Origin of the sequence: Castellaniella sp., from assembly GCF_049650445.1 — a bacterium.
GTDB lineage: Bacteria > Pseudomonadota > Gammaproteobacteria > Burkholderiales > Burkholderiaceae_B > Castellaniella.
The window spans coordinates 70,919-91,268 of the sequence record NZ_JBASAD010000017.1 but is presented as its reverse complement, the minus strand read 5'-3'; the positions used below and the strand labels follow the sequence as shown (position 1 = coordinate 91,268).

Below are 20,350 nucleotides of genomic sequence, written 5' to 3'. Positions count from 1 at the left end.
ATATCTCCGGGGCCTTGACCGGCGTCAGATGCTGCTAAGCTTCTCCCATGCAGAACAGCACAGTGAAGAAGCTCCACGAGCATTGGCGAGCCGGATACGGTCCCATCCGGCATCGCGACGATACGATCACCCGCATGGACGCGCTGGTGGACCGCCTGGCGGCCGACGGCCGCATCGCCAGCGCCGACGATGCCTACGCCATGCTGGCCGCAGCCGACCGGCTCAGTTGCGCGGCCATGCGGGTGGTGGCGCACATGACCTATGCCCGGCGCATCGATCCGGCCGGCGCGCCGCTGGCCGCCGGGGACTTCAAACCCGATCCCGAAGGCCATACGGGCGGATCGCTGAACATGGTGCCCGCCTTCGTCGCCTACCTGCTGGCCAACGCGCTGACGGGCAAGACCCGTGGCTGGCTGATGGGCCAGGGCCATTGCGTGGCCGCCATCGAAGCCGTCAACACACTGACCGGGGATGTCTCTGCGGCACAGCGCGGGCGTTACGACCGCAGCGAAGCCGGGCTCGGGCGTCTCGTCATGGACTTCTACTCCTACGCCATGGACGGCCGGGGGCTGCCCGCCGTTCCGCTGGGCAGCCACGCGGGCCCCAACACGGCCGGCGCCGTCTCGGAAGGCGGGTATCTGGGCTTCGCCGACCTGCAGTACGTGCACATGCCACTGCCCGGCGAAAACCTGGTGGCGTTCCTGAGCGACGGCGCCTTTGAAGAACAGCGCGGCGCCGACTGGGCGACGCGCTGGTGGCGGGCCGAGGACTGCGGCCAGGCCGTGCCCGTCATGATCCTCAACGGCCGGCGCATCGAACAGCGTACGCAGATCATCCAGGAAGGTGGCGCGCATTGGCTGGCCGAGGATCTGCGGCACAACGGCTTCGATCCGATCATCGTCGACGGCCGCGATCCCTCGGCCATCGCCTGGGCCATCCTCGCGTCCGAGGAACGACTGGCCGCCAGCCTGGCGGCGGCGGATTTCCATTATCCCGCCCGCTTGCCCTACGTCATCGCCGAAACCGAAAAGGGCTTCGGCTTCCCCGGGGCCGGCACCAATGCCGCGCACAACCTGCCGCTGAACGGCAATCCGAGTATCGACCGCGCAGCCCGCGACGCCTTCAACGAGAGCGCTCGCGCCTTGTTCGTGCCCGGGCTGGAACTGGATGCCGCCATCGCCACGCTCGTCAATCACCACGACCAGGAACGGCCCCTCGAAAGCGAGCATCCCATGGCGCACCGCCGTCCCGGCCCGCCCGCGCTGCCCGCGCCCGCCTGGGAAACCGTCGGTAGCCAGGGCAGCGCCATGACCACGCTGGATCGCTGGTTCGTGGCGCTGGTCCGGGCCAACCCGCAACTGCGCGTACGCATCGGCAACCCGGACGAACTGGCCAGCAACAAGATGGGCGGCACGCTGGCCCTGCTCAAACATCGCGTCAACCGTCCGGAAGCCGGCGTTCCCGAGGATCTGCTGGGTTCCGTCATCACGGCCTTGAACGAAGAAGCCGTGGCCGCCGCCGCGCTCGCGAACAAAGCCGGCCTGAACCTCATCGTCAGCTACGAGGCCTTCGCGGTCAAGATGCTCGGCCTGCTGCGCCAGGAGATCATCTTCGCGCGCCGCCAGAAGGAACTCGGGCAGCCGCCGGGATGGCTGTCGGTGCCGCTCGTGGTCACTTCCCACACCTGGGAAAACGCCAAGAATGAACAATCGCACCAGGACCCCACCATCGGCGAAGCCTTGCTGGGCGAGATGGCCGATACGTCCCGCGTGCTCTTTCCGGTGGATGGCAACAGCGCCGTGGCCGCCCTGCGCGCCGTCTACGCACAACGCGGCCAACTGGCCTGCGCGGTGGTCTCCAAACGGGATGGCGTGCATCACTTCGATGCGCAAGCCGCCGAGGCTCTCGTCGAACAGGGCGCGGCGCATCTCGCAGGTGATCCGTCGACCAGCGCGCTGCAGTTCATCGCCATCGGCGCCTATCAACTCGAAGAGGCCCTGAAAGCACGTGCCCATCTGGCTCGCCTTGGGCACGAATGCTGCGTTTCCGTGGTACTCGAACCCGGCCGCCTGCGCATCCCACGCGACAGCCTCGAAGCCGCTTTCGTCCTGTCCGATGCCGCCGTGCACGCCCTCTTTCCACCAGGCCTGCCGCGTGTGCTGCTGTGCCATACGCGCCCCGAACCCATGCTGGGCGTCTTGCGCCGGCTGGACGACGGCCCGGCCCGGACACGGGCGCTGGGCTATATCAGCCGAGGCGGCACACTGAACGTGTCCGGCATGCTTTTCGCCAACCGCTGCACCTGGGCACACGCGGTCGATGCGGCCGCCGCCACGACGGGCTGGCGTCGCGAAGACGTCCTCGACCCATCCCTGCTGCGCGCCATCGACGGCCTGGGCGACCCCGCCGATCTGCTCGTTTCTCAAGATCGATGATACCCACCATGCTCTCACTGACCTGCCTCGGCGGCGCCGGTACCGTCACCGGATCCAAACATCTCCTGAGTCACGGCGATACCCGCCTGCTGATCGACTGCGGCCTGTTCCAGGGCCTGAAGAACCTGCGAGAACTCAATTGGCAGCGCCTGCCGCTTTCGCCATCCGACATCGACGCGGTGGTGCTGACCCACGCCCATCTCGACCACTGCGGTTACCTGCCGCGATTGGTGGCCGATGGGTTCAAGGGCAAGATCCACGCCACGCCCGCCACCCGCGACATCGCCAGGCTGATCTTGCTGGACAGCGCCGGTCTGCAGGAGAAGGACGCGGATTTTGCCAATCGCAAAGGCTTTTCCAAACACCAGCCCGCCTTGCCACTCTATCGCGTCGTCGATGCCGAACGCGCGCTGACGCACTTTTCAAACACCGCTTTGCATCAGGAAACCGCCTTGCCAGGCGGTGCGACGCTGACGCTGCGCCGGGCGGGCCACATCCTGGGTGCGGCAACGGCACAGATCGAGATCGGCGGCCGGCGTATCGTGTTTTCCGGTGATCTGGGGCGTTACGACGATCCCGTGATGCACGATCCCGAGCCGGTGCCGCAGGCCGATTACGTTGTCATCGAGTCCACCTATGGCAACCGGCACCATGACGCAGCCGACCCTGTCGAAGCGCTGGGCAACATCATCGAACGCACCGTACAGCGCGGCGGCACGGTCGTCATCCCCGCCTTTGCCGTAGGCCGGGCGCAGACCTTGATCAATCACCTCTGGAGACTGCGCCAGGCGGGCCGCCTGCAAAACGTGCCGGTGTACCTCGATAGCCCGATGGCGACCAGCGCCACCGAATTGCTGCACCGGCATGCCAGCGAACACAAGCTGCCCGCGCACGAATGCGAAGCCGCCTGCGCGGCGGTGACGTATGTCCGCGAAGTCGAAGAATCCAAGGCTTTGTCGGCCAATCGCTATCCCAAGGTCATTATTTCAGCCAGCGGCATGGCCACCGGCGGACGCGTGCTGCATCACATCGCCGCCTTCGGCGACGATCACCGCAATACCCTGCTCTTTTCGGGATTCCAGGCCGCCGGCACGCGCGGCCGCAAGCTGCTGGAAGGCGCGACCGAAACCAAGATCTACGGGCAGTGGATGCCCATCAAGGCAGAAGTCGCCGAACTGCCGATGCTGTCGGCGCACGCCGACAGCGATGAACTCATGCGCTGGCTATCCGGCTTCCGGCACGCGCCGCAGCGGATCTTCATCGTCCACGGCGAGCCCTCGGCCTCCGAAGCCCTGCGCGAACGCATCCTGCGCGAACTCGGCTGGCAGGTCACCGTGCCGCTGCAAGGGCAGGTGCACGAGCTGTGATCCCATGCCCCGCAGCATCCCGGCAATCAGCCTAGAAAAAATGCCGGGATAGCGCCGCCACCGCGATGCCGGCGGCGATCGCAGGCAGCGGTTTCTTCAGCAGCAGCATGACGATCGCCGTGCTCAGCAGCGCCAGCCGCGCGCCATGATCGCCATTGACCGCCAGCGGTGCCAGCAAGGCCACCAGCACCGAGCCGGACATGGCGCTGATGAAGCGGCGCACCCCCCGCCCGATGGGCACGAAGGACATGACGAAAATCCCGCCCCAGCGGGTGACCAGCGTCACCACCGCCATGATCAGGATGATGGCCAGGGTACCGAGCGCGGATGTGTCGATGCTCATGATTTTTCCTCTGTCCAGCATGCCCCCAGAATACCGCCTGCCAGGGCGCCCACGACGACATGGCTGTTTTCCGGCAGATAGCGGTAAGCCAGCAGCGATGCGCCGGCCGCGACGGTCCAGATGACGAACATGCGCGTATTCTTCTGCCCGCTCACCACCATCGCCAACAAGAAGCAGCCCATCACCATGTCCAGCCCCCAACTCACGGGATCGTGGATCGCGCCGCCAAAGTAGAGGCCCAGCCAGGAGCCCAGGATCCAGGTGGACCACAGCGCAAGACCGCCGCCCAGCAGCAGGCCCAGGCCCGACTCGCCCCGCTCGAAGGCCTGCATGGCCATGGCCCAGTTGGCATCGGAGACGACGAGCATCACACCGTAGCGCTGGCCGGGCGGCAGATGGCGCAACCACGGATAGAGCGTGGCCCCCATCAGCAGGTGGCGGGCGTTGACGGCGAAGACCGTGACGACCAGAGGAATCAGGGGCACCTGAGCGCCCCACAGATCCAGCACGGCAAACTGCGACGCACCGCCAAAGACCAGGGCGCTCGCGAGCACGATCGAAATGCCATCCAGCCCGGACTGCACGGCGGCCAGTCCGAACGCCAGGCCAAAAATCACGACAAAAAGAGAAATGGGCAGCAACTGTTTGAAGCCAAGCCACACGTCGCGTCGATCGAGGCGGTATGCCGTTACAGGGGTGTTCGTCACAGCGCAGTCTCCTTGATGCGCGCCTGCCGCAATCCGCCAGTCGGTGTCGGACGGCCGGATGTTCGAGTCAAGCTTCGGGTTAAGCTATGAGGCTTGCTTTTCAAGCATCACCCTTTCATACACAGGAAAATCTCATGACCCAAGCCTCCGCCCGCCACATCCTGGTCGACAGCGAAGAACAGTGCCTGAAGCTGAAGGCTGACATCGAAGGCGGCGCCGACTTCGCGGCGGTCGCCCGCGAACACTCGAGCTGCCCGTCCAGCCGCGACGGCGGCAATCTGGGCACCTTTGGCCGCGGCCAGATGGTACGTGAATTCGACGAAGTCGTGTTCAGCGCGCCGGTGGGCGTGGTCCAGGGGCCGGTCCGCACCCAGTTCGGCTATCACCTGGTGGAAGTGACCGATCGGCAGGATTGACGATATCGATCGAACGGCATGCACAAGGGGCCCCATCGGGGCCCCTTGCATTTTGGGCTCATCCACCGCGCGGCCTGCGGGCCGCTTGGATTCGACAGGCTGGGAATGGTCCTCAGGGACCATTCCCAGTCCAGTTTCACCCTACCATCATCAGGCTTGCATTGCCGCCAGCGGCGGCGGTATTGATGCAGACCGAGACTTCGCGGACCAGCATTTCCAGCGGATAGGCATGGCCGGTGGACAGTTCGTCGGCGCGACGGGCCAGCACCGGGACGATCGGGCCGGGACGGCCGACGATCTCGCGGGACAAGGCCTGCAGGCCGTCGCTGTCGCCCTCGTAGAGCACCGCCTGGAAGTCGGCCGTGACGGCGGCATCCGCCGCCACCCAACGCACGGCCGTGCCTGCAGGATGCGCCGCGTGGAATGCGCGCACCTCCGGATGATCCACCCACAGCATCTCATTGCCCGTACGCTGGCAAGCGTCCAGTTGCGCCTGCGCGCCGGCTGCGCTGGCCGCATGGCACAACACCGTACCGCGCGGCTTCAGGTGGTACTGGTTGGTCTCGCCGGTGGGGCCGGGCAGCGTCAGCGGCCGGGCGCCCTTGCCCACCACGCCCTCGACCGGCAAGGCACTGGGGGCGGCCGACAGCAGACGCTGCAGGTACAGGGGGCCGCCGGCCTTCGGGCCCGTGCCCGACAGACCCTCGCCGCCGAAGGGCTGCACACCCACGGTTGCGCCGACGATGTTGCGGTTCACGTAGATATTGCCCACCTGGATGCGCTCGGTGACGTGACGCACGGTCTCGTCCAGGCGGGTATGGACGCCGAAGGTCAGGCCGTAGCCCCGGCCATTGATGGCATCGATCACGGCATCGAGATCTTCGCGGCGGTAGCGCAGCACGTGCAGGACGGGGCCGAAGACCTCGCGCTCCAGTTCGGCGATGTCGGAGATTTCGATCAGGGTCGGCGCCACGAAGGTGCCCTGACGCGTCTGCTCCTCGTCCATCGGATGCCGATCGACGGCGTGGCCCGCAGCCCGCATGGTCTGGACGTGACGCTCGATCACGGTCTGGGCTTCGGTGTCGATCACCGGACCGATGTCGGTGGACAGCAGTTCGGGACGTCCGACACGCAATTCATTCATGGCACCGCGCAGCATCGCCAGGGTGCGGTCGGCGCAGTCCTCTTGAACGCACAGCACGCGCAACGCGGAACAGCGCTGGCCCGCCGAGTCGAAGGCCGAACTGAGCACGTCGAAGACGACCTGTTCGGTCAGCGCCGAGGAATCCACGATCAGGGCATTCTGCCCACCGGTCTCGGCGATCAGGGGGACGGGATGACCCGTGCCGTCCAGGCGGTCCGCCAGAGTGGCGGCGATCAGCCGGGCGACCTCGGTCGAGCCGGTGAACATGACACCACGCACCGCCGGGCTGGCGACCAGGGCTGCGCCAACGGTCTCGCCCCGGCCCGGCAGCAACTGGATCGCATCGGCCGGGACACCGGCGCGATGCAGCACCGACACGCCGTAGGCGGCGATCAGCGCAGTCTGCTCGGCCGGCTTGGCCAGCACGACGTTGCCGGCAGCCAGCGCGGCGGCCACCTGACCGGTGAAGATGGCCAGGGGGAAGTTCCAGGGGCTGATGCACAGCACCGGACCCAGCGGCCGGTGGCTGTCGTTGGAGAAGGATTCCTCGATGCGCACGGCGTAGTAGCGCAGGAAATCGACGGCCTCGCGGACTTCGGCGATGGCGTTGGGGAAGGATTTGCCGGCTTCGCGCACGATCAGACCGATGGCCGACTGCATTTCGTCTTCCATCAACTGCGCGGCATGCCGCAGGCACTGTGCCCGTTCGGCGGCCGGCGTGGCCTGCCAGATCGGCGCCGCGTATTCGGCCCGCTTCAGGGCGGCCTGGACGTCCGCCTCGTCGGCCTCGATCACCTGGCCTACCACGTCGCGGCGGTCCGCCGGATTGAGGACGGCGCAAGCACGCTCGTCCTGCCATTGGAGGCCGGCCGGTGCGGCGCGCCAGGTCTGGGCTGCGCCGCCCAGCAGCGCGGCCGCCAGCGAACCCAGGCGATGTTCGTTGCTGAGGTCCAGACCGGCCGAGTTGGCACGGTCTTCGTGCGCCCGGTACAGATCGCGCGGCAACGGAATGCGGTCGTGCGGCGCTCCCAGGGGGTGGAGCGCGCGGGCCTTGCGGACCGGGTCTGCGATCAGCGTATCGATGGGCAGATCGCGGTCGCCGATCTGGTTGACGAATGATGTGTTCGCGCCGTTTTCCAGCAGGCGGCGCACCAGATAGGCCAGCAGGGTTTCGTGGGTGCCCACAGGCGCGTAAACACGGCAGGGTCGGTTCAGGCGGCCCTTGGAAACCGGACCCACGACCTCTTCGTACAACGGCTCGCCCATGCCATGCAGGCACTGGAATTCATATTGCCCGGGATAGTAGTTCTCGCCCGCCATGTGATAGATGGAAGCCAGCGTCTGGGCGTTGTGGGTGGCGAACTGGGGAAAGACAGCCTCCGGGGCGGACAGCAGCTTGTGCGCGCAGGCCAGATAGGACACGTCGGTGTGAATCTTGCGCGTGTAGACCGGATAGCCTTCCAGGCCATCGACCTGGGCGCGCTTGATCTCGGAATCCCAGTAGGCGCCCTTGACCAGACGGACCATCAGGCGATGCTTGCTGCGGCGCGCCAGATCGATCACGAAATCGATCACGAAGGGCGCACGCTTCTGGTAAGCCTGAATGACGAAGCCGATGCCGTTCCAGCCGCGCAGGCGTTCGTCGAAGCACAGGGCTTCCAGCAAGTCCAGAGACAGTTCCAGGCGGTCGGCTTCCTCGGCGTCGATGTTCAGACCGATATCGTAGCGGCGCGCCAGCGCGGCCAGTTCGACCATGCGCGGCAGCAGTTCATCCATGACACGGTCGCGCTGGGCGCGCGAATAGCGCGGATGCAGCGCCGAGAGCTTGATCGAAATGCCAGGGCCTTCGTAGATGCCGCGCCCCTGCGAGGCCTTGCCGATGGCGTGAATGGCCTGCTCGTAGGACTGATAGTAGCGATCCGCGTCCTGCGCCGTGGTGGCGGCCTCGCCCAGCATGTCGTAGGAATAGCGGAAGCCGATGTCCTCGAACTTGCGGCTGTTCGCCAAGGCCGACGAAATCGTCTGGCCGGTGACGAACTGTTCGCCCATCAGGCGCATCGCCATGTTCACGCCACGCCGGATCAGTGGCTCGCCACCCTTGGCGATCAGGCGCGTCAGCGCCTGAGACAGATTCTGTTCGCTGTTGACGCTGACCAGCTTGCCTGTAACCAGCAGGCCCCAGGTGGCCGCGTTGACGAACAGCGAGCGGGATTCGCCCACGTGCGCCCGCCAGTCGCCATGGCTGATCTTGTCGCGGATCAGGGCATCGCGCGTGGCCTGGTCGGGAATCCGCAGCAGCGCCTCGGCCAGGCACATCAGGGCCACGCCTTCCTGGCTGGAGAGCGAAAATTCCTGGATCAGCCCCTCGACCCCACCTCCGGTGCGTTTGTCGCGCAGGGTCTGCACCAGGCGGCGCGCCAGGGCCTCGACCTGATCGGGCTGCGCCGATTCGGCCTGGTCCACCAGCATGGCCACGCACTCGGGCTCCGGGCGGCGGTAGGCGGCGGTGATTGCGGCGCGCAACACGGACTGCGGCAAGACTTCCTGGGCGAATTCGTGAAACGGTGCCGAAGGTTCGGATTCCACCGGAGCGTCTGCGGAATCGGCATCCGCACGCCGGTCGATCTCGGCGGGCACCTGGCCGCGCTCAATGGCTTCGATATAGCTGAGCAGGGCCTGTTTGTGCAGCCAGTGCGGCGTGCAGCCCAATGAATCCGCCAGGGTCCTCAGGCGCTCACGCAGCGCCTCATCGACCTTTACACCCAAAGTAACAGTAGCCATGTTCGGGGTCATTCCACGTTGATCGTGCCGGCTGGAGAACCCTGCCTGCATCAGGCGAAATGCTAAAAGGTTGCACCTGTTTTCGCCATAATGGTTAACCCCAAATTGACTAGGTGCAACCAGACTCCGACAGGGTTGAACCACCTTGTAAATCGGCTGGGGAGTCCGAGGCCTCAGCCGCGATCAGCGCTGCCAGGTGGTCCAGCGCCTGGCGCTGGGCCTCGACCAGCGCCGCCACGCTTGCGGTGGCAGGCAGGCGCACCGAAGCCCGACACAGGCGAGGCCCGTCAGCCCCGGGCGCACGATCCGTCCAGTCCGCATCCAGCGCGACAAAGCGCCCCCAGACCAGATCGAAACGGTCGATCCGCACCTCGATGCGCCGCACGGACCGGGTTTGTGCATCAGACAGCCGGCGCGCATCCACGGCCCCCAGCCGGCGACCAAGCCCTTCGGCCAGGACAGCGTGAATCTGGTCGCCCAGCGGTGCCGCCCAAAGTGAATCGTTCAGTACCTGCACCGCCGGGTCCCGGGCCGGATCACGCACCACCAGTTGAGGACGCTCGGCCTCAGCCGGAATCTGCGTCACCACGAGCGACAGGCCTGCCTGTACTGCAGTGCCGGCCACACTGGACACGGGCTGGTCCGTCGCGGGTGCCGCCAGGCTGTAATACCGGATCGGCGCCGCCGCGCACCCCCCCAGCAGCCCGACCAGACCCAACTGACACACCCAGGTCGATAGCGTCCGTCTCATGGCGTGGTCCTCATGCTTGTCTTCTCATCAACGTATCGCATCGGGTGCCCGCCCCCGGATCAGGGCGTCGGGCCGGGCCTGCAAAGTATCGGCCAGCAGACGCAGGGCCCGCGCCGCCCGGTCCAGTTCGCCCAGGGTATCCCGCAGCCCGCCCAGCAAGGGTGCGTCGGGGGCCAGCACCTCGCCGATGCGGTCCAGCGACGTGGTGGCCGAGGACAGCGCCCGACTGGCCTGAGGCGCCACCTGAGTGTCCAGACGCCGCAACAGACGGTTCAGGGCCGACAGGCTGTCGCCCAGATCCCGGCCGATCGTCTCGATCGGCAGCTTGTCCAGCTTGGTGACGATATTGCCGAGTTGCCCCTGCAGCCGGTCGAAATCCCCTTGCACCGTGGGTACCAGATAGCCCGTGGCGCTGCCCGGATCTCCCAGCATCACCAGGGGCTTGTTCACCTCGCCGGCAAAGAAATCCAGCGCCACGTACTGCTGACCGGTCAACAGGCTGGCGGTGCGCAACTGGGCCCGAAGGCCACGCTTGATCAATGGCTGCAGCAGGGCCTCGCCCCCGAGACCGCCAGCCGCGTCCATGAGCCGCTGATAGGCTTTGTTGAAGCGCATCGGATAGAGCTGAGCCCGCACTCGGGAATAGAAGCGCTTGTGCTCGTCGTCGAACTCGAGATCGATATCGATCACCTTGCCAATCGCAATGCCACGGAAATCGACGCCAGCCCCCACGCTCAAGCCCCGGATCGACTGGTCGAAACGCAATTCGATGGGTACGGGGTCGCCATCCGGGTCAGCCAGCGCATCGGCACGCGTACCGAACAAGCGATACGCACTGCCGGCAGCGGCCGGTGCGGAATCCACGGCTCCCTCGTAAGCGGTGGACTCGTCCGCCTGGGCAAAGGCAATACCGCCGTCCAGAATCGCCGACAGGCCGCTGGTGCGCACCTGGACACCCTCCGGCGATACCGACATATCCACGCCGCTGTCGTTCCAGAAACGCGTGTCCGGCGTCACATAGCGGTCATAGGGCGCTTCGACGAAGATGTGCAGATTGACCGAACGGCCGTCCGGCGTCATCTCGTAGCTGACGACACGACCAACCTCGATGCGGCGGTAATGGATGCGCGATCCGACCCGCAACGAGCCCAGCGTATCCGAGTGCAACACGAAACGAGTGCCGACCTGACCACTGAGCACCTCCGGTGAATTGCTCAGGCCCTGGAATTTGCGGACTGGATCACCCGTGGGCAGCACGGTGGGCGCGTCCACGCTGAGATAGACCCCCGACAGCAGCGTGTCCAGGCCGGAAACTCCCGCCAGGCTGACCTGGGGACGGACGATCCAGAACTTGGAGTCCTTCTGCGTGATGTATTCGGCCCCCTCGCGGCGCAGTTGCACGTCCACCTGTACGTGCTGGCGGTCTCCGGCCACCCGCACGTCCGCCACCTCGCCCACCACCACGTCGCGGTAGCGCAGTTTGGTCTGGCCGACCTCGACGCCGGCCGCCGACAGAAAATCGATGGTGATCACCGGCCCGTTGCGGACCCAGACCGAAGCCAGCAAGGACAGCCCCACCGCCAGCGCCAGCAACGGCACCAGCCAGACCCAGGACCAGTGCAGCGACCGACCGGGCCGGATCACGGGCGCCGCGGCGCCCTGAGAGGAACGCGTGTCCTCGTTGGGGCGCACGGCACCGACCGGATCGTTCGGGGCTTGAGCGGGCGTGTCCTCAGTGTCCATGGGGTTCCTTTGCCAGCCAGGTGTCCCGCAGGACATCCCAGCCTCGACGCGGATCATAGCGCATCGCCGCCACCATCGTGAGCACGACCACGGCACCGAAATTCAAGGCGGCAGGCCCGGCGCTGATCTGCGACAGGCCTGGGAAATTCGCCATGCCCGCCATGAGCACGACGACAAAAACGTCCAGCATGGACCACTGTCCGATGAATTCGACCACCTCGTACAGGCGCGTGCGCTGTCGCTGGACGCGCGCGCCCATGGGACGATCGCGCAGCAGCAAAAAAGCCAGTGCGAACAGCTTGGTCACCGGCACCAGGACGCTGGCCACGAAGACGATGACGGCCAGATCCCAGGAGCCATAACGCCACAGCTCGATCACCCCGCCCAGAATGGTGTGATCGCTGCGGCCCAGCGCCGTCCGGACCTCCATGATCGGCAGCGCATTCGCGGGAATGTAGAAAATGGCCGCCGCCAGGACCAGGGCCCAGACTTGCGCCACACTGCCGTGACGGGCGTGACCCATGTCCGCGCCGCAGCGCAGGCAGTGGCCGGATGCGGGATGGGGCTGGACGCAGCCGCAGGCGTCGCACACCCGCCCCCGCCCCTGCGCGCCGGACACCGGCACCAGACCGGCGTCCTCCGCCTGACGCCACAAGGCGTGAGCGTCCCAGCGACCCAATCCGGTCAGCAGGAAGCACAGTGCGAGAAAACCCAGCATGCCGGGTTCCACCTGCAGGCGCGCCAGGCTGGCGACCTTGACGACCGACACCAGGATGGCCAGGATCAGCACCGTCGCCATCGACCAGGGCGCCAGCCGCCCCAGCAGGCGCAACACACGCCCCAGGTCGGGCGGCGGACGCCGCGCCGCGATCGCCTGCATCACCCACAGCGTCAGAGCGATCTGCAACAGCGGGAACCAGAATCCGGCCAGCCCCGTCATCAGCGAGACCCCGTAATAGCCGCGATCCCAGCACAGACGCAGCGCCTGCCAGTAAGTCAGGCTGAGGTCCAGCCCCTGGATCGACAGGCGAACGATGGGAAACCACTGAGCGATGGCGAACACCACCAGGCAGGTCCAGCCCAGCGCCACCCATTGAGCCAGTGACAGCCAGCCGCGTCGGTAGAGTTCGGTGCCGCAACAGCGGCATTCGGCCCGACCGCGCACGCCCGGATCGAGCCGGACGTGCAGCGTGTCGCAATGCGGACAGGCGATCAGGGGCCCGCGCGGCATCAGGGCCTGTTCACGTGCATCGGCCCGGCCCTAGTCCACGAGCTCGGGCTCGGGCCGGGAAGGCTCGGGCACGACCCCCGTGCCCTGGTCACCCTCGGGGAAGACCAGCACGACCTGCTCGTTGGCGTCCAGATCGACCTCGACCCGCCCGCCGTGCACCAGACGACCGAACAACAGTTCATCGGCCAGGGCCCGACGGATGGTGTCCTGGATCAGGCGCTGCATGGGCCGTGCGCCCATCGCCGGATCGAAGCCTGCCCGGGCCAGATGGTCGCGCAGCGCCTGCGTGAACAGGACATCGACGTGCTTGTCGTGAAGCTGGTCCTCGAGCTGCATGAGGAACTTGTCCACGACCTGGAGGATGACCTCGCGCGGCAGCGACTCGAAGCCGATGATCGCATCCAGCCGGTTGCGGAACTCGGGCGTGAACTGGCGCTTGATTTCGGCCATCTCGTCGCCCGTGCGCTGCGGCGCGGCGAAGCCGATGGCGTTGCGGTTCAGCGTGTCGGCGCCCGCATTGGTGGTCATCACCAGGATCACGTTGCGGAAGTCGGCCTTGCGGCCATTGTTGTCGGTCAGCGTGCCGTGGTCCATGACCTGCAGCAGGATGTTGTAGACGTCCGGGTGTGCTTTTTCGATTTCGTCGAGCAGCAGCACGCAATGCGGCTGCTTGGTCACGGCCTCGGTCAGCAGGCCGCCCTGGTCGAAACCGACGTAGCCCGGCGGCGCGCCGATCAGGCGCGACACGGTGTGGCGTTCCATGTATTCGGACATGTCGAAGCGCAGCAACTCGATGCCCAGGACGAAGGCCAGCTGGCGCGCGACCTCGGTCTTGCCCACGCCCGTCGGGCCGGAAAACAGGAAGCAGCCGATCGGCTTGTCAGGGCGGCCCAAGCCCGAGCGCGCCATCTTGATCGAGGCAGCCAGCGCAGAAATGGCCTGATCCTGACCGAACACGACAGCCTTCAGGTCGCGTTCCAGCGTGGCGAGCTTGTTGCGGTCGTCCGTGGACACGTTCTGCGGCGGGATGCGGGCGATGCGCGCCACCGTGGTCTGAATCTCGGCACGGCCGATGAGTTTTTTCTGGCGCGACTTGGGCAGCAGGCGCTGGGCGGCGCCGGCCTCGTCGATCACGTCGATGGCCTTGTCCGGCAGGAAGCGGTCGCTGATGTGGCGCGCGGCCAGTTCCGCCGCCGCCGTGATCGCCGCCCCCGAATAGCGCACCTGGTGGTGGGCCTCGAAGCGCGCCTTCAGGCCACGCAGGATGCGGATGGTCTGCTCGACGGTCGGCTCGGGGATGTCGATCTTCTGGAAGCGCCGCGCCAGCGCATGATCCTTTTCGAAGACGCCGCGGTATTCGGTGTAGGTGGTCGCTCCGATGCACTTCAGGTAGCCGGAGGACAGCGCCGGCTTGAGCAGGTTGGAGGCGTCCAGCGTGCCGCCCGATGCGGAGCCCGCGCCGATCAGCGTGTGAATTTCATCGATGAACAGCACCGCATGGCGGTTGTCCTTCAGGGCCTTGAGCACCAGCTTCAGGCGCTGTTCGAAGTCGCCCCGGTACTTGGTGCCCGCCAGCAGCGCGCCCATGTCCAGCGCGTAGACCTGGGTCTCGTTCAGGACTTCGGGCACGTCGCCCTGGGTGATGCGCCAGGCCAGGCCCTCGGCAATGGCGGTCTTGCCGACTCCGGCCTCACCCACCAGCAGAGGATTGTTCTTGCGCCGGCGGCACAGCACCTGGATGACGCGCTCGACCTCGTCCTCGCGACCGATCAGCGGATCGATGCGGCCCTTGAGGGCCTCGGCATTGAGGTCCGTGGCATAGGTTTCCAGGGGCGACTTCTGCTGCTCGGCCTTCGGGTCGGCGGCAGGCGGCTCCAGACGCGGATTTTCCGCCGCCGGAGGTTCCTCGGAGACCTTGGTGATGCCGTGGGACAGGTAATTGACCACATCCAGCCGGGACACCCCCTGCTGCACCAGGAAATACACCGCGTGCGAGTCCTTTTCGCCATACATGGCGACCAGCACGTTGGCACCGGTCACGGCGTTCTTGCTGGACCCGTTGGAGGACACGTGCATGATGGCGCGCTGGATCACGCGCTGGAAACCCAGCGTGGGTTGCGTGTCGACGTCGCCCTCGCCGGGGAAGACCGGCGTGTTCTCGACGATGAACTTGCGCAAGTCCTGACGCAGCAATTCGACGTCCGCCGCGCAGGCGCGCAGGACTTCGACGGCTGAAGCATTGTCCAGCAGGGACAGCAGCAAATGCTCCACGGTGATGAATTCGTGTCGAGCGGCGCGGGCCTCGACAAACGCCATGTGCAGGCTGACTTCGAGTTCTTCGGAAATCACGCTTCCTCCATTGCATATCGGAGCGGATCAAGCAATCCGTTATGCCTATTCTATGACTAAAACAGCCCGCCGTTTGGCGCACGGGAACTCGGGATCGTCCCTAGGACTGGTTCTCGGGTCTTTCAAAGCGCACGTGGGCACTGAGCCGGGGAGAGGAAAAGGCCCGGCGTCAAAAAAATGGCACTGGTTCCATCAGGCATTGCAGGGGATGCTGGTCGGCATGGGCCAGATGCAGTACGGCATCGACCCGGGTGGCGGCCACGTCACGCGTGTAGATGCCGCAGACGCCCCGACCCTGGTGGTGGACCTGCAGCATGATCCGCTCGGCTTCCTCGCCGCCCTTGTGAAAGACCCGCTGCAACACGTGGACCACGAAATCCATCGGTGTGTAGTCGTCGTTCAGCAACACGACCTGATACATCGGCGGCGGCGCGAGGCGCACCGGCGCGGCTTCACGCACCAGTTGCTGCTGATTTTGAATATCGGTCGGCATGTGAATCAGAACCTAGTGGTTTCCATAGTTGACTGAACGATGCGGAATTCAGCATGATCGTCGTGTCCCGCAGGCCACCCTATGGGTAGCCGGGGTCCGTTCAAACCCTACACTATAGTCGAGAGGCAGTTTGCATGTCGGAATCCATCGAAAACGCCGGAGAGTCACAAAAGCTGACTGGAACGGTCAAATGGTTCAATGACGCCAAGGGCTTTGGCTTCATTACCCCCGACAACGGGGGCGAAGACCTTTTCGCACATTTTTCATCCATTCAGATGAACGGCTTCAAGACCCTGAAAGAAGGGCAGAAGGTCGTTTTCGATATCGCGCAGGGTCCGAAAGGCAAACAGGCCTTGAACATCTCCGCCGCCTGAAACACAGGGTCGGAATACTCTCTTTCATTTTAACGCGATGCGGGGATGAGGCGGGACATAGGGCATTCCAGACGGACTGTCCTATGTCAGACGAATCCGAGCGGCATGCAGGCCGCGGTGGGTGCAAGCCGAGGGCGCAGCGAAGCGCCCTATTTTTTTGCCTGTAATATGGCTTAATGAAGAGAACCCCAGCCACCGTTTTACTGCTGACAGGCCTACTGGCCATCTGTTCAGCGACCGCACAGCCGCCGCTGCCGACCGTGACGCTGCAGGTGGGCGGTCATGCCATTCAAGCGGAATACGCCGCCACGCCCGAGGCACTGAGCGAAGGGCTGATGCACCGGAGCACGATGGCGGCCGACGCCGGCATGCTGTTCGAACTGGGCGAGCCGGACATCCATTGCTTCTGGATGAAGAACACCCTCATCCCCCTGTCCATCGCCTTCATCGACCGGGACGGGCGCATCATCGACATCCAGGACATGCAGCCACGCAGCCTGGACCCACATTGCCCGCCGGGCCCCATCACCCAGACCCTGGAAATGAACCGGGGCTGGTTCGCCCGTGCCGGCGTCCGGGTGGGCGACCGTGTGACGCGCTGAAGCACCGTATCGCCCCGCGCCGCAGGACGGCACCGCCCCGGGTCCCCGAGGATCAGGACGCTGTGTTCTCCTGCTGCTCAAGGTCGGAGTCCTTGCGCCCGGCCATCATGGCCAGCGCGGCGAAGGCCAGCACGAGCGGCGCAAAGGACACCCACAACACCACATCCCAGCCATAGGCGGCGAGCAGCCCGCCCGACGAGAACGAACCGATCGCCATCAGGCCGAACACGATGAAATCGTTGAGCGACTGGACCCGGGTCTTTTCCTCGGGCCTGTGGCATTCGAGCACCAGCGCGGATGCGCCCAGGAAACCGAAGTTCCAGCCCAGCCCCAGCAGAATCAGCGTCACCCAAAAATGCGACACGTCCACGCCACCCAAGCCGACCGCAGCGGACAAGCCGGTCAGCACCAGGCCTGCCGCCACCACGCGGTTGGCACCCCAGCGCGTGATCAGGCTGCCCGTGAAAAAACTGGGTCCGTACATGGCGATCACATGCCATTGCAGGCCCCAGTTGGCGGATTCCTGGGAATGCCCGCTCATGTGCATCGCCAGCGGGGCGGAGGTCATCAGAAAATTCATCAGCAGATAAGTCACCGCCCCGCACGTCGCCGCAGCAATGAAACGCGGCTGGCGCGCGATGAATCCCAAAGGCCGCCCACCGGCGATTTCCTGAGCAGTGGGCAGGGGCAGCTTCACCCCCAGCAGGATCAGGGCGGACAGTGCCGCCACGACAGCCTGCATCAGATACGTGGCCGTGAAGCGATGCGGCGGCCACCAATCCATCGTGTAGGTGACCAGTTGCGGCCCGACGACCCCTGCCGCGACGCCTCCGGCCATGACCAGCGAAAGCGCGCGGGCACGCCGGCCCGGCGCGACGCCGTCGGTGGCCGCAAAGCGAAACGACAGCACCACGGCGGCATAGCCGCCACCGAAAAAGGTCGACAGGCAAAATAGCCAGAACGATCCCAGCAACACGGCGCACATGGCCAGCAGACCGGCCAGCACACCGGCACCGGTCCCGGCCAGGAAGGCTGCAAGCCGCCCATGCCGTCGGGCAAGCGCGCCCGCAGGCAGAATGCAGGCCGCCATCCCCACCACGAAAATCGAAATAGGCAGCGTCGCCAGCACCGGCGAAGGCGCCAACTGGTCGCCGACGATGGCACCCGTGGCGTAGACCACCACCGCGTTCGCGCCGGCCAGCGCCTGGGCAATCGACAAGCGCCAGATATTTTCGTTCTGAATCTTTTCCGGCAACAGATCGGGGGCGTCAGCGTGAGCGTGCGTCATCATTGGTTCCATACATAGAACAGGCCCCCACGCTGCACAGGCTTCGCCTGCTTGCTGCCCCCCGAGGGGGTGCCTTTTACCTTGGGGCGGCCCTGCGGTAAAAAAACGGCGGACGCAGTGTCGCGTTCGCCGTTTTTGCGGAGGTGATCCACACCTGGATTCGTCAGGCTGGAGCCACTTCCAAATTGTGGCATCCCCCCACGTCGCGCCTTGCAAGGCGCTCCGATTCGATAGGCATGAAATGGTCCGCAGGGACCATTTCATGCCCGATCTCATCCGAGGTTGGCCGCCGCGAAGTCCCAGTTCACCAGGTTCCAGAAATTTTCCAGGTACTTGGGACGGGCGTTGCGATAGTCGATGTAATAGGCGTGTTCCCACACGTCACAGGTCAGCAGGGCCTTGTCGGCAGTGTTGACGACGGTGCCGGCGTTGCTGGTGTTGACGATGTCCAGGCTGCCATCGGTCTTCTTGACCAACCAGGTCCAGCCGGAACCGAAGTTGCCGGCGGCGGATTGGGTGAAGGCCGTCTTGAAGGCATCCACACTGCCCCACTTGGCTTCAATGGCCTGGCGCAGCGCACCGGCAGGCTCACCGCCGCCCTTGGGCGACAGGCTGTTCCAGTAGAAGGTGTGGTTCCAGACCTGGGCCGCGTTGTTGAACACGCCGCCGCTGGACTTGCGGATCACGTCTTCCAGGCTCAGGGAGGCCATATCAGTCCCTTCGACCGCCTTGTTCAGGTTCGTGACGTAGGCCTGATGATGCTTGCCGTAGTGGTATTCCAGCGTTTCTTGGGAAATATGGGGCGCCAGAGCGTCCATTGCATAAGGCAGCGGCGGCAGAGTAAAAGCCATGACAGTTCCTTCAAAGAAAATCAGTTCGGGTGACCTCGGCCTGGGCACGGCCCTGGCCAAACTCGATCTCGATGGGCTCATGAATCTTCAAGTCTAACGCATTTTTGACGATCGTCCCGTCGACCTGGCGAACCAGTGCATAGCCACGCCCCAGCACCCGATGCGGGTCCAGCGCACCCAAGGCGGCCAGGACCGCATCCAACCGCCGATGGCGGCGCTGCAACAGACCATCCAGGCCCGAAGACAGACGCTCCAGCGCGACCGGCGGGCGCTGGCGGCGTTCCCGCAGCAGGCGATCCAGACCCGCCTGCAACCGCCGTGCGGCGAGTTCCAGGCGCTGACGCCGCAATTGCAGACGCTGGGCCGGGGACACGAGTTGGGCACGCGCCCGGTCCAGGCGGATGGCCGCGTGTTCCAGACGGCGCTGCTGGCCCCGGATCAGCAGATCGCGCGCGGCCCGCAGGCGGCCCAGAACCTGCGTACGATCCTCGCAGCACAGTTCGGCCGCCGCCGTCGGCGTGGGCGCACGCAGGTCGGCCACGAAATCGGCGATGGTGAAATCCGTTTCGTGTCCTACCCCGCTGACGACCGGCACCGGACTGGCGGCAATGCGGCGCGCCAGCGCCTCGTCATTGAAGCACCACAAGTCTTCCAGACTGCCGCCGCCACGCACCAGCAGCAAGGTGTCGATCTCGGCCCGCTCGGCGGCCCGGTCCAGTGCCGCGCACAGTTGTGGCGCAGCGTCGCGCCCCTGGACCTGAGCCGGATAGATGATGACGCGCACGTGCGGCGCACGCCGCGCCATGACGGCCAGCACATCGCGCAGGGCCGCCGCCGACAGCGAGGTCACGACCCCCACCGTCCGGGGCAGGACCGGCAACGGTCGCCGCCGCGCCGGATCGATCAGGCCCTCGTCCGTGAGCCGGTCGCGCAGGCGCAGGAACGCCTCGTGCAGATCACCCCGCCCCGCCTGACGCAGGGAATCGACCTGCACCTGGTAATCGCCCCGGGGCTCGTACAGCGAGACCTGAACACGGAACTCGTAGCGTCCACCGATCTCGGGGACGAATCCCACCGCCTGGGCGCGCCCGCGAAACATCACCGCACGCACAGCGGCAGCCTCGTCCTTGATGGAGAAATACCAGTGTCCGGAAGCCGCCCGGGTGAAGTTGGAAATCTCGCCTGCCACCCAAAGACGCGGCACGCCGTCCTCCAGCAATTGCGCCACCCGGCGATTGAGCTGCGACACGGTCAAAACCGTGTCACCTCCCGAAACACCGCGCTCCACAGGCCTTGAAGCCGAAAAACTCATTGAAACCTATCCACAGAAAGCCTCGGTTTGTCAAACTCGCCTGTTTTCGGGCGTATCAAGATGACTCATCAATATTCACTTCAAAAAATCAACCTAAGTCATTGATTTTTAATTAATTGAAAATTTATCGCCAGGTGTGCAAAAAATAACCAATCTAGTTCGA

General features: G+C 65.5%; 16 protein-coding genes. 5 read left to right on the top strand and 11 right to left on the bottom strand.

Annotated elements, in window-relative coordinates:
* Positions 1-47: 47 nt before the first annotated feature.
* On the top strand, positions 48-2,435 hold the full coding sequence (locus tag WA983_RS06040; RefSeq protein WP_424248699.1) for a xylulose 5-phosphate 3-epimerase: 2,388 nt from the start codon (positions 48-50) through the stop codon (positions 2,433-2,435).
* Positions 2,436-2,443: 8 nt separating this feature from the next.
* Positions 2,444-3,802, top strand: coding sequence for an MBL fold metallo-hydrolase RNA specificity domain-containing protein (locus WA983_RS06035; RefSeq protein WP_424248701.1), 1,359 nt, complete (start codon positions 2,444-2,446; stop codon positions 3,800-3,802).
* Between the two features lie 31 nt (positions 3,803-3,833).
* Here WA983_RS06035 and WA983_RS06030 read toward each other — a convergent pair whose 3' ends face one another.
* Positions 3,834-4,145, bottom strand: a complete 312-nt coding sequence (locus tag WA983_RS06030; RefSeq protein WP_424248703.1) for an AzlD family protein — start codon at positions 4,143-4,145, stop codon at positions 3,834-3,836.
* On the bottom strand, positions 4,142-4,852 hold the full coding sequence (locus WA983_RS06025; protein WP_424248705.1) for an AzlC family ABC transporter permease: 711 nt from the start codon (positions 4,850-4,852) through the stop codon (positions 4,142-4,144). The genes WA983_RS06030 and WA983_RS06025 overlap by 4 nt, the downstream gene beginning before the upstream one ends.
* Positions 4,853-4,986: 134 nt before the next feature.
* On the opposite strand from WA983_RS06025, the gene WA983_RS06020 reads away from it, so the two are divergent.
* Entirely contained in the window at positions 4,987-5,268 is a 282-nt protein-coding gene (locus WA983_RS06020) for a peptidylprolyl isomerase (RefSeq protein WP_043682991.1), read from the top strand.
* 136 nt (positions 5,269-5,404) lie between these two features.
* Here WA983_RS06020 and putA read toward each other — a convergent pair whose 3' ends face one another.
* From putA to clpS, 6 genes are all read right to left on the bottom strand, one after another.
* Positions 5,405-9,193, bottom strand: coding sequence for a trifunctional transcriptional regulator/proline dehydrogenase/L-glutamate gamma-semialdehyde dehydrogenase (putA, locus tag WA983_RS06015; protein ID WP_424248708.1), 3,789 nt, complete (start codon positions 9,191-9,193; stop codon positions 5,405-5,407).
* Positions 9,194-9,302: 109 nt separating this feature from the next.
* Complete coding sequence (locus tag WA983_RS06010) at positions 9,303-9,944, bottom strand: PqiC family protein (RefSeq protein ID WP_424248710.1); 642 nt, start codon at positions 9,942-9,944, stop codon at positions 9,303-9,305.
* A gap of 27 nt (positions 9,945-9,971) precedes the next feature.
* Entirely contained in the window at positions 9,972-11,687 is a 1,716-nt protein-coding gene (locus WA983_RS06005; RefSeq protein WP_424248712.1) for an intermembrane transport protein PqiB, read from the bottom strand.
* Positions 11,677-12,918: a paraquat-inducible protein A gene (locus WA983_RS06000; RefSeq protein ID WP_424248714.1), complete on the bottom strand. Its 1,242-nt coding sequence runs from the start codon at positions 12,916-12,918 to the stop codon at positions 11,677-11,679. Before WA983_RS06000 ends, WA983_RS06005 begins: the two co-directional genes overlap by 11 nt.
* A gap of 30 nt (positions 12,919-12,948) precedes the next feature.
* A complete protein-coding gene (gene clpA / locus WA983_RS05995) occupies positions 12,949-15,267 on the bottom strand; it encodes an ATP-dependent Clp protease ATP-binding subunit ClpA (protein WP_424248715.1) in 2,319 nt (772 codons plus the stop codon).
* Positions 15,268-15,436: 169 nt separating this feature from the next.
* Positions 15,437-15,760 (bottom strand): ATP-dependent Clp protease adapter ClpS, encoded by a 324-nt coding sequence (gene clpS / locus WA983_RS05990; RefSeq protein WP_424248717.1) that lies wholly within the window; start codon positions 15,758-15,760, stop codon positions 15,437-15,439.
* 134 nt (positions 15,761-15,894) lie between these two features.
* On the opposite strand from clpS, the gene WA983_RS05985 reads away from it, so the two are divergent.
* Both WA983_RS05985 and WA983_RS05980 read left to right on the top strand, forming a co-directional pair.
* Positions 15,895-16,134, top strand: a complete 240-nt coding sequence (locus WA983_RS05985) for a cold-shock protein (protein ID WP_424248719.1) — start codon at positions 15,895-15,897, stop codon at positions 16,132-16,134.
* Between the two features lie 260 nt (positions 16,135-16,394).
* Positions 16,395-16,736: a DUF192 domain-containing protein gene (locus WA983_RS05980; protein WP_424311737.1), complete on the top strand. Its 342-nt coding sequence runs from the start codon at positions 16,395-16,397 to the stop codon at positions 16,734-16,736.
* A gap of 52 nt (positions 16,737-16,788) precedes the next feature.
* Here WA983_RS05980 and WA983_RS05975 read toward each other — a convergent pair whose 3' ends face one another.
* From WA983_RS05975 to xseA, 3 genes are all read right to left on the bottom strand, one after another.
* Positions 16,789-18,024 carry an MFS transporter gene (locus WA983_RS05975; protein ID WP_424248723.1) on the bottom strand — a complete coding sequence of 412 codons (1,236 nt, stop codon included), beginning with the start codon at positions 18,022-18,024 and terminating at the stop codon, positions 16,789-16,791.
* A gap of 272 nt (positions 18,025-18,296) precedes the next feature.
* Positions 18,297-18,875 carry a superoxide dismutase [Fe] gene (gene sodB, locus WA983_RS05970; RefSeq protein ID WP_424248725.1) on the bottom strand — a complete coding sequence of 193 codons (579 nt, stop codon included), beginning with the start codon at positions 18,873-18,875 and terminating at the stop codon, positions 18,297-18,299.
* Between the two features lie 10 nt (positions 18,876-18,885).
* Positions 18,886-20,187 (bottom strand): exodeoxyribonuclease VII large subunit, encoded by a 1,302-nt coding sequence (gene xseA, locus WA983_RS05965; protein ID WP_424248727.1) that lies wholly within the window; start codon positions 20,185-20,187, stop codon positions 18,886-18,888.
* Between the last annotated feature and the right edge of the window lie 163 nt (positions 20,188-20,350).

Coding starts and splice junctions, on each gene's coding strand:
- WA983_RS06030 (WP_424248703.1), bottom strand. CDS start 4,145: ATGAGCATCGACACATCCGCGCTCGGTACCCTGGCCATCATCCTGATC.
- WA983_RS06040 (WP_424248699.1), top strand. CDS start 48: ATGCAGAACAGCACAGTGAAGAAGCTCCACGAGCATTGGCGAGCCGGA.
- WA983_RS05975 (WP_424248723.1), bottom strand. CDS start 18,024: ATGACGCACGCTCACGCTGACGCCCCCGATCTGTTGCCGGAAAAGATT.
- clpS (WP_424248717.1), bottom strand. CDS start 15,760: ATGCCGACCGATATTCAAAATCAGCAGCAACTGGTGCGTGAAGCCGCG.
- WA983_RS06020 (WP_043682991.1), top strand. CDS start 4,987: ATGACCCAAGCCTCCGCCCGCCACATCCTGGTCGACAGCGAAGAACAG.
- WA983_RS06035 (WP_424248701.1), top strand. CDS start 2,444: ATGCTCTCACTGACCTGCCTCGGCGGCGCCGGTACCGTCACCGGATCC.
- WA983_RS05985 (WP_424248719.1), top strand. CDS start 15,895: ATGTCGGAATCCATCGAAAACGCCGGAGAGTCACAAAAGCTGACTGGA.
- WA983_RS06000 (WP_424248714.1), bottom strand. CDS start 12,918: ATGCCGCGCGGGCCCCTGATCGCCTGTCCGCATTGCGACACGCTGCAC.
- xseA (WP_424248727.1), bottom strand. CDS start 20,187: ATGAGTTTTTCGGCTTCAAGGCCTGTGGAGCGCGGTGTTTCGGGAGGT.
- putA (WP_424248708.1), bottom strand. CDS start 9,193: ATGGCTACTGTTACTTTGGGTGTAAAGGTCGATGAGGCGCTGCGTGAG.
- WA983_RS06005 (WP_424248712.1), bottom strand. CDS start 11,687: ATGGACACTGAGGACACGCCCGCTCAAGCCCCGAACGATCCGGTCGGT.
- sodB (WP_424248725.1), bottom strand. CDS start 18,875: ATGGCTTTTACTCTGCCGCCGCTGCCTTATGCAATGGACGCTCTGGCG.
- WA983_RS06010 (WP_424248710.1), bottom strand. CDS start 9,944: ATGAGACGGACGCTATCGACCTGGGTGTGTCAGTTGGGTCTGGTCGGG.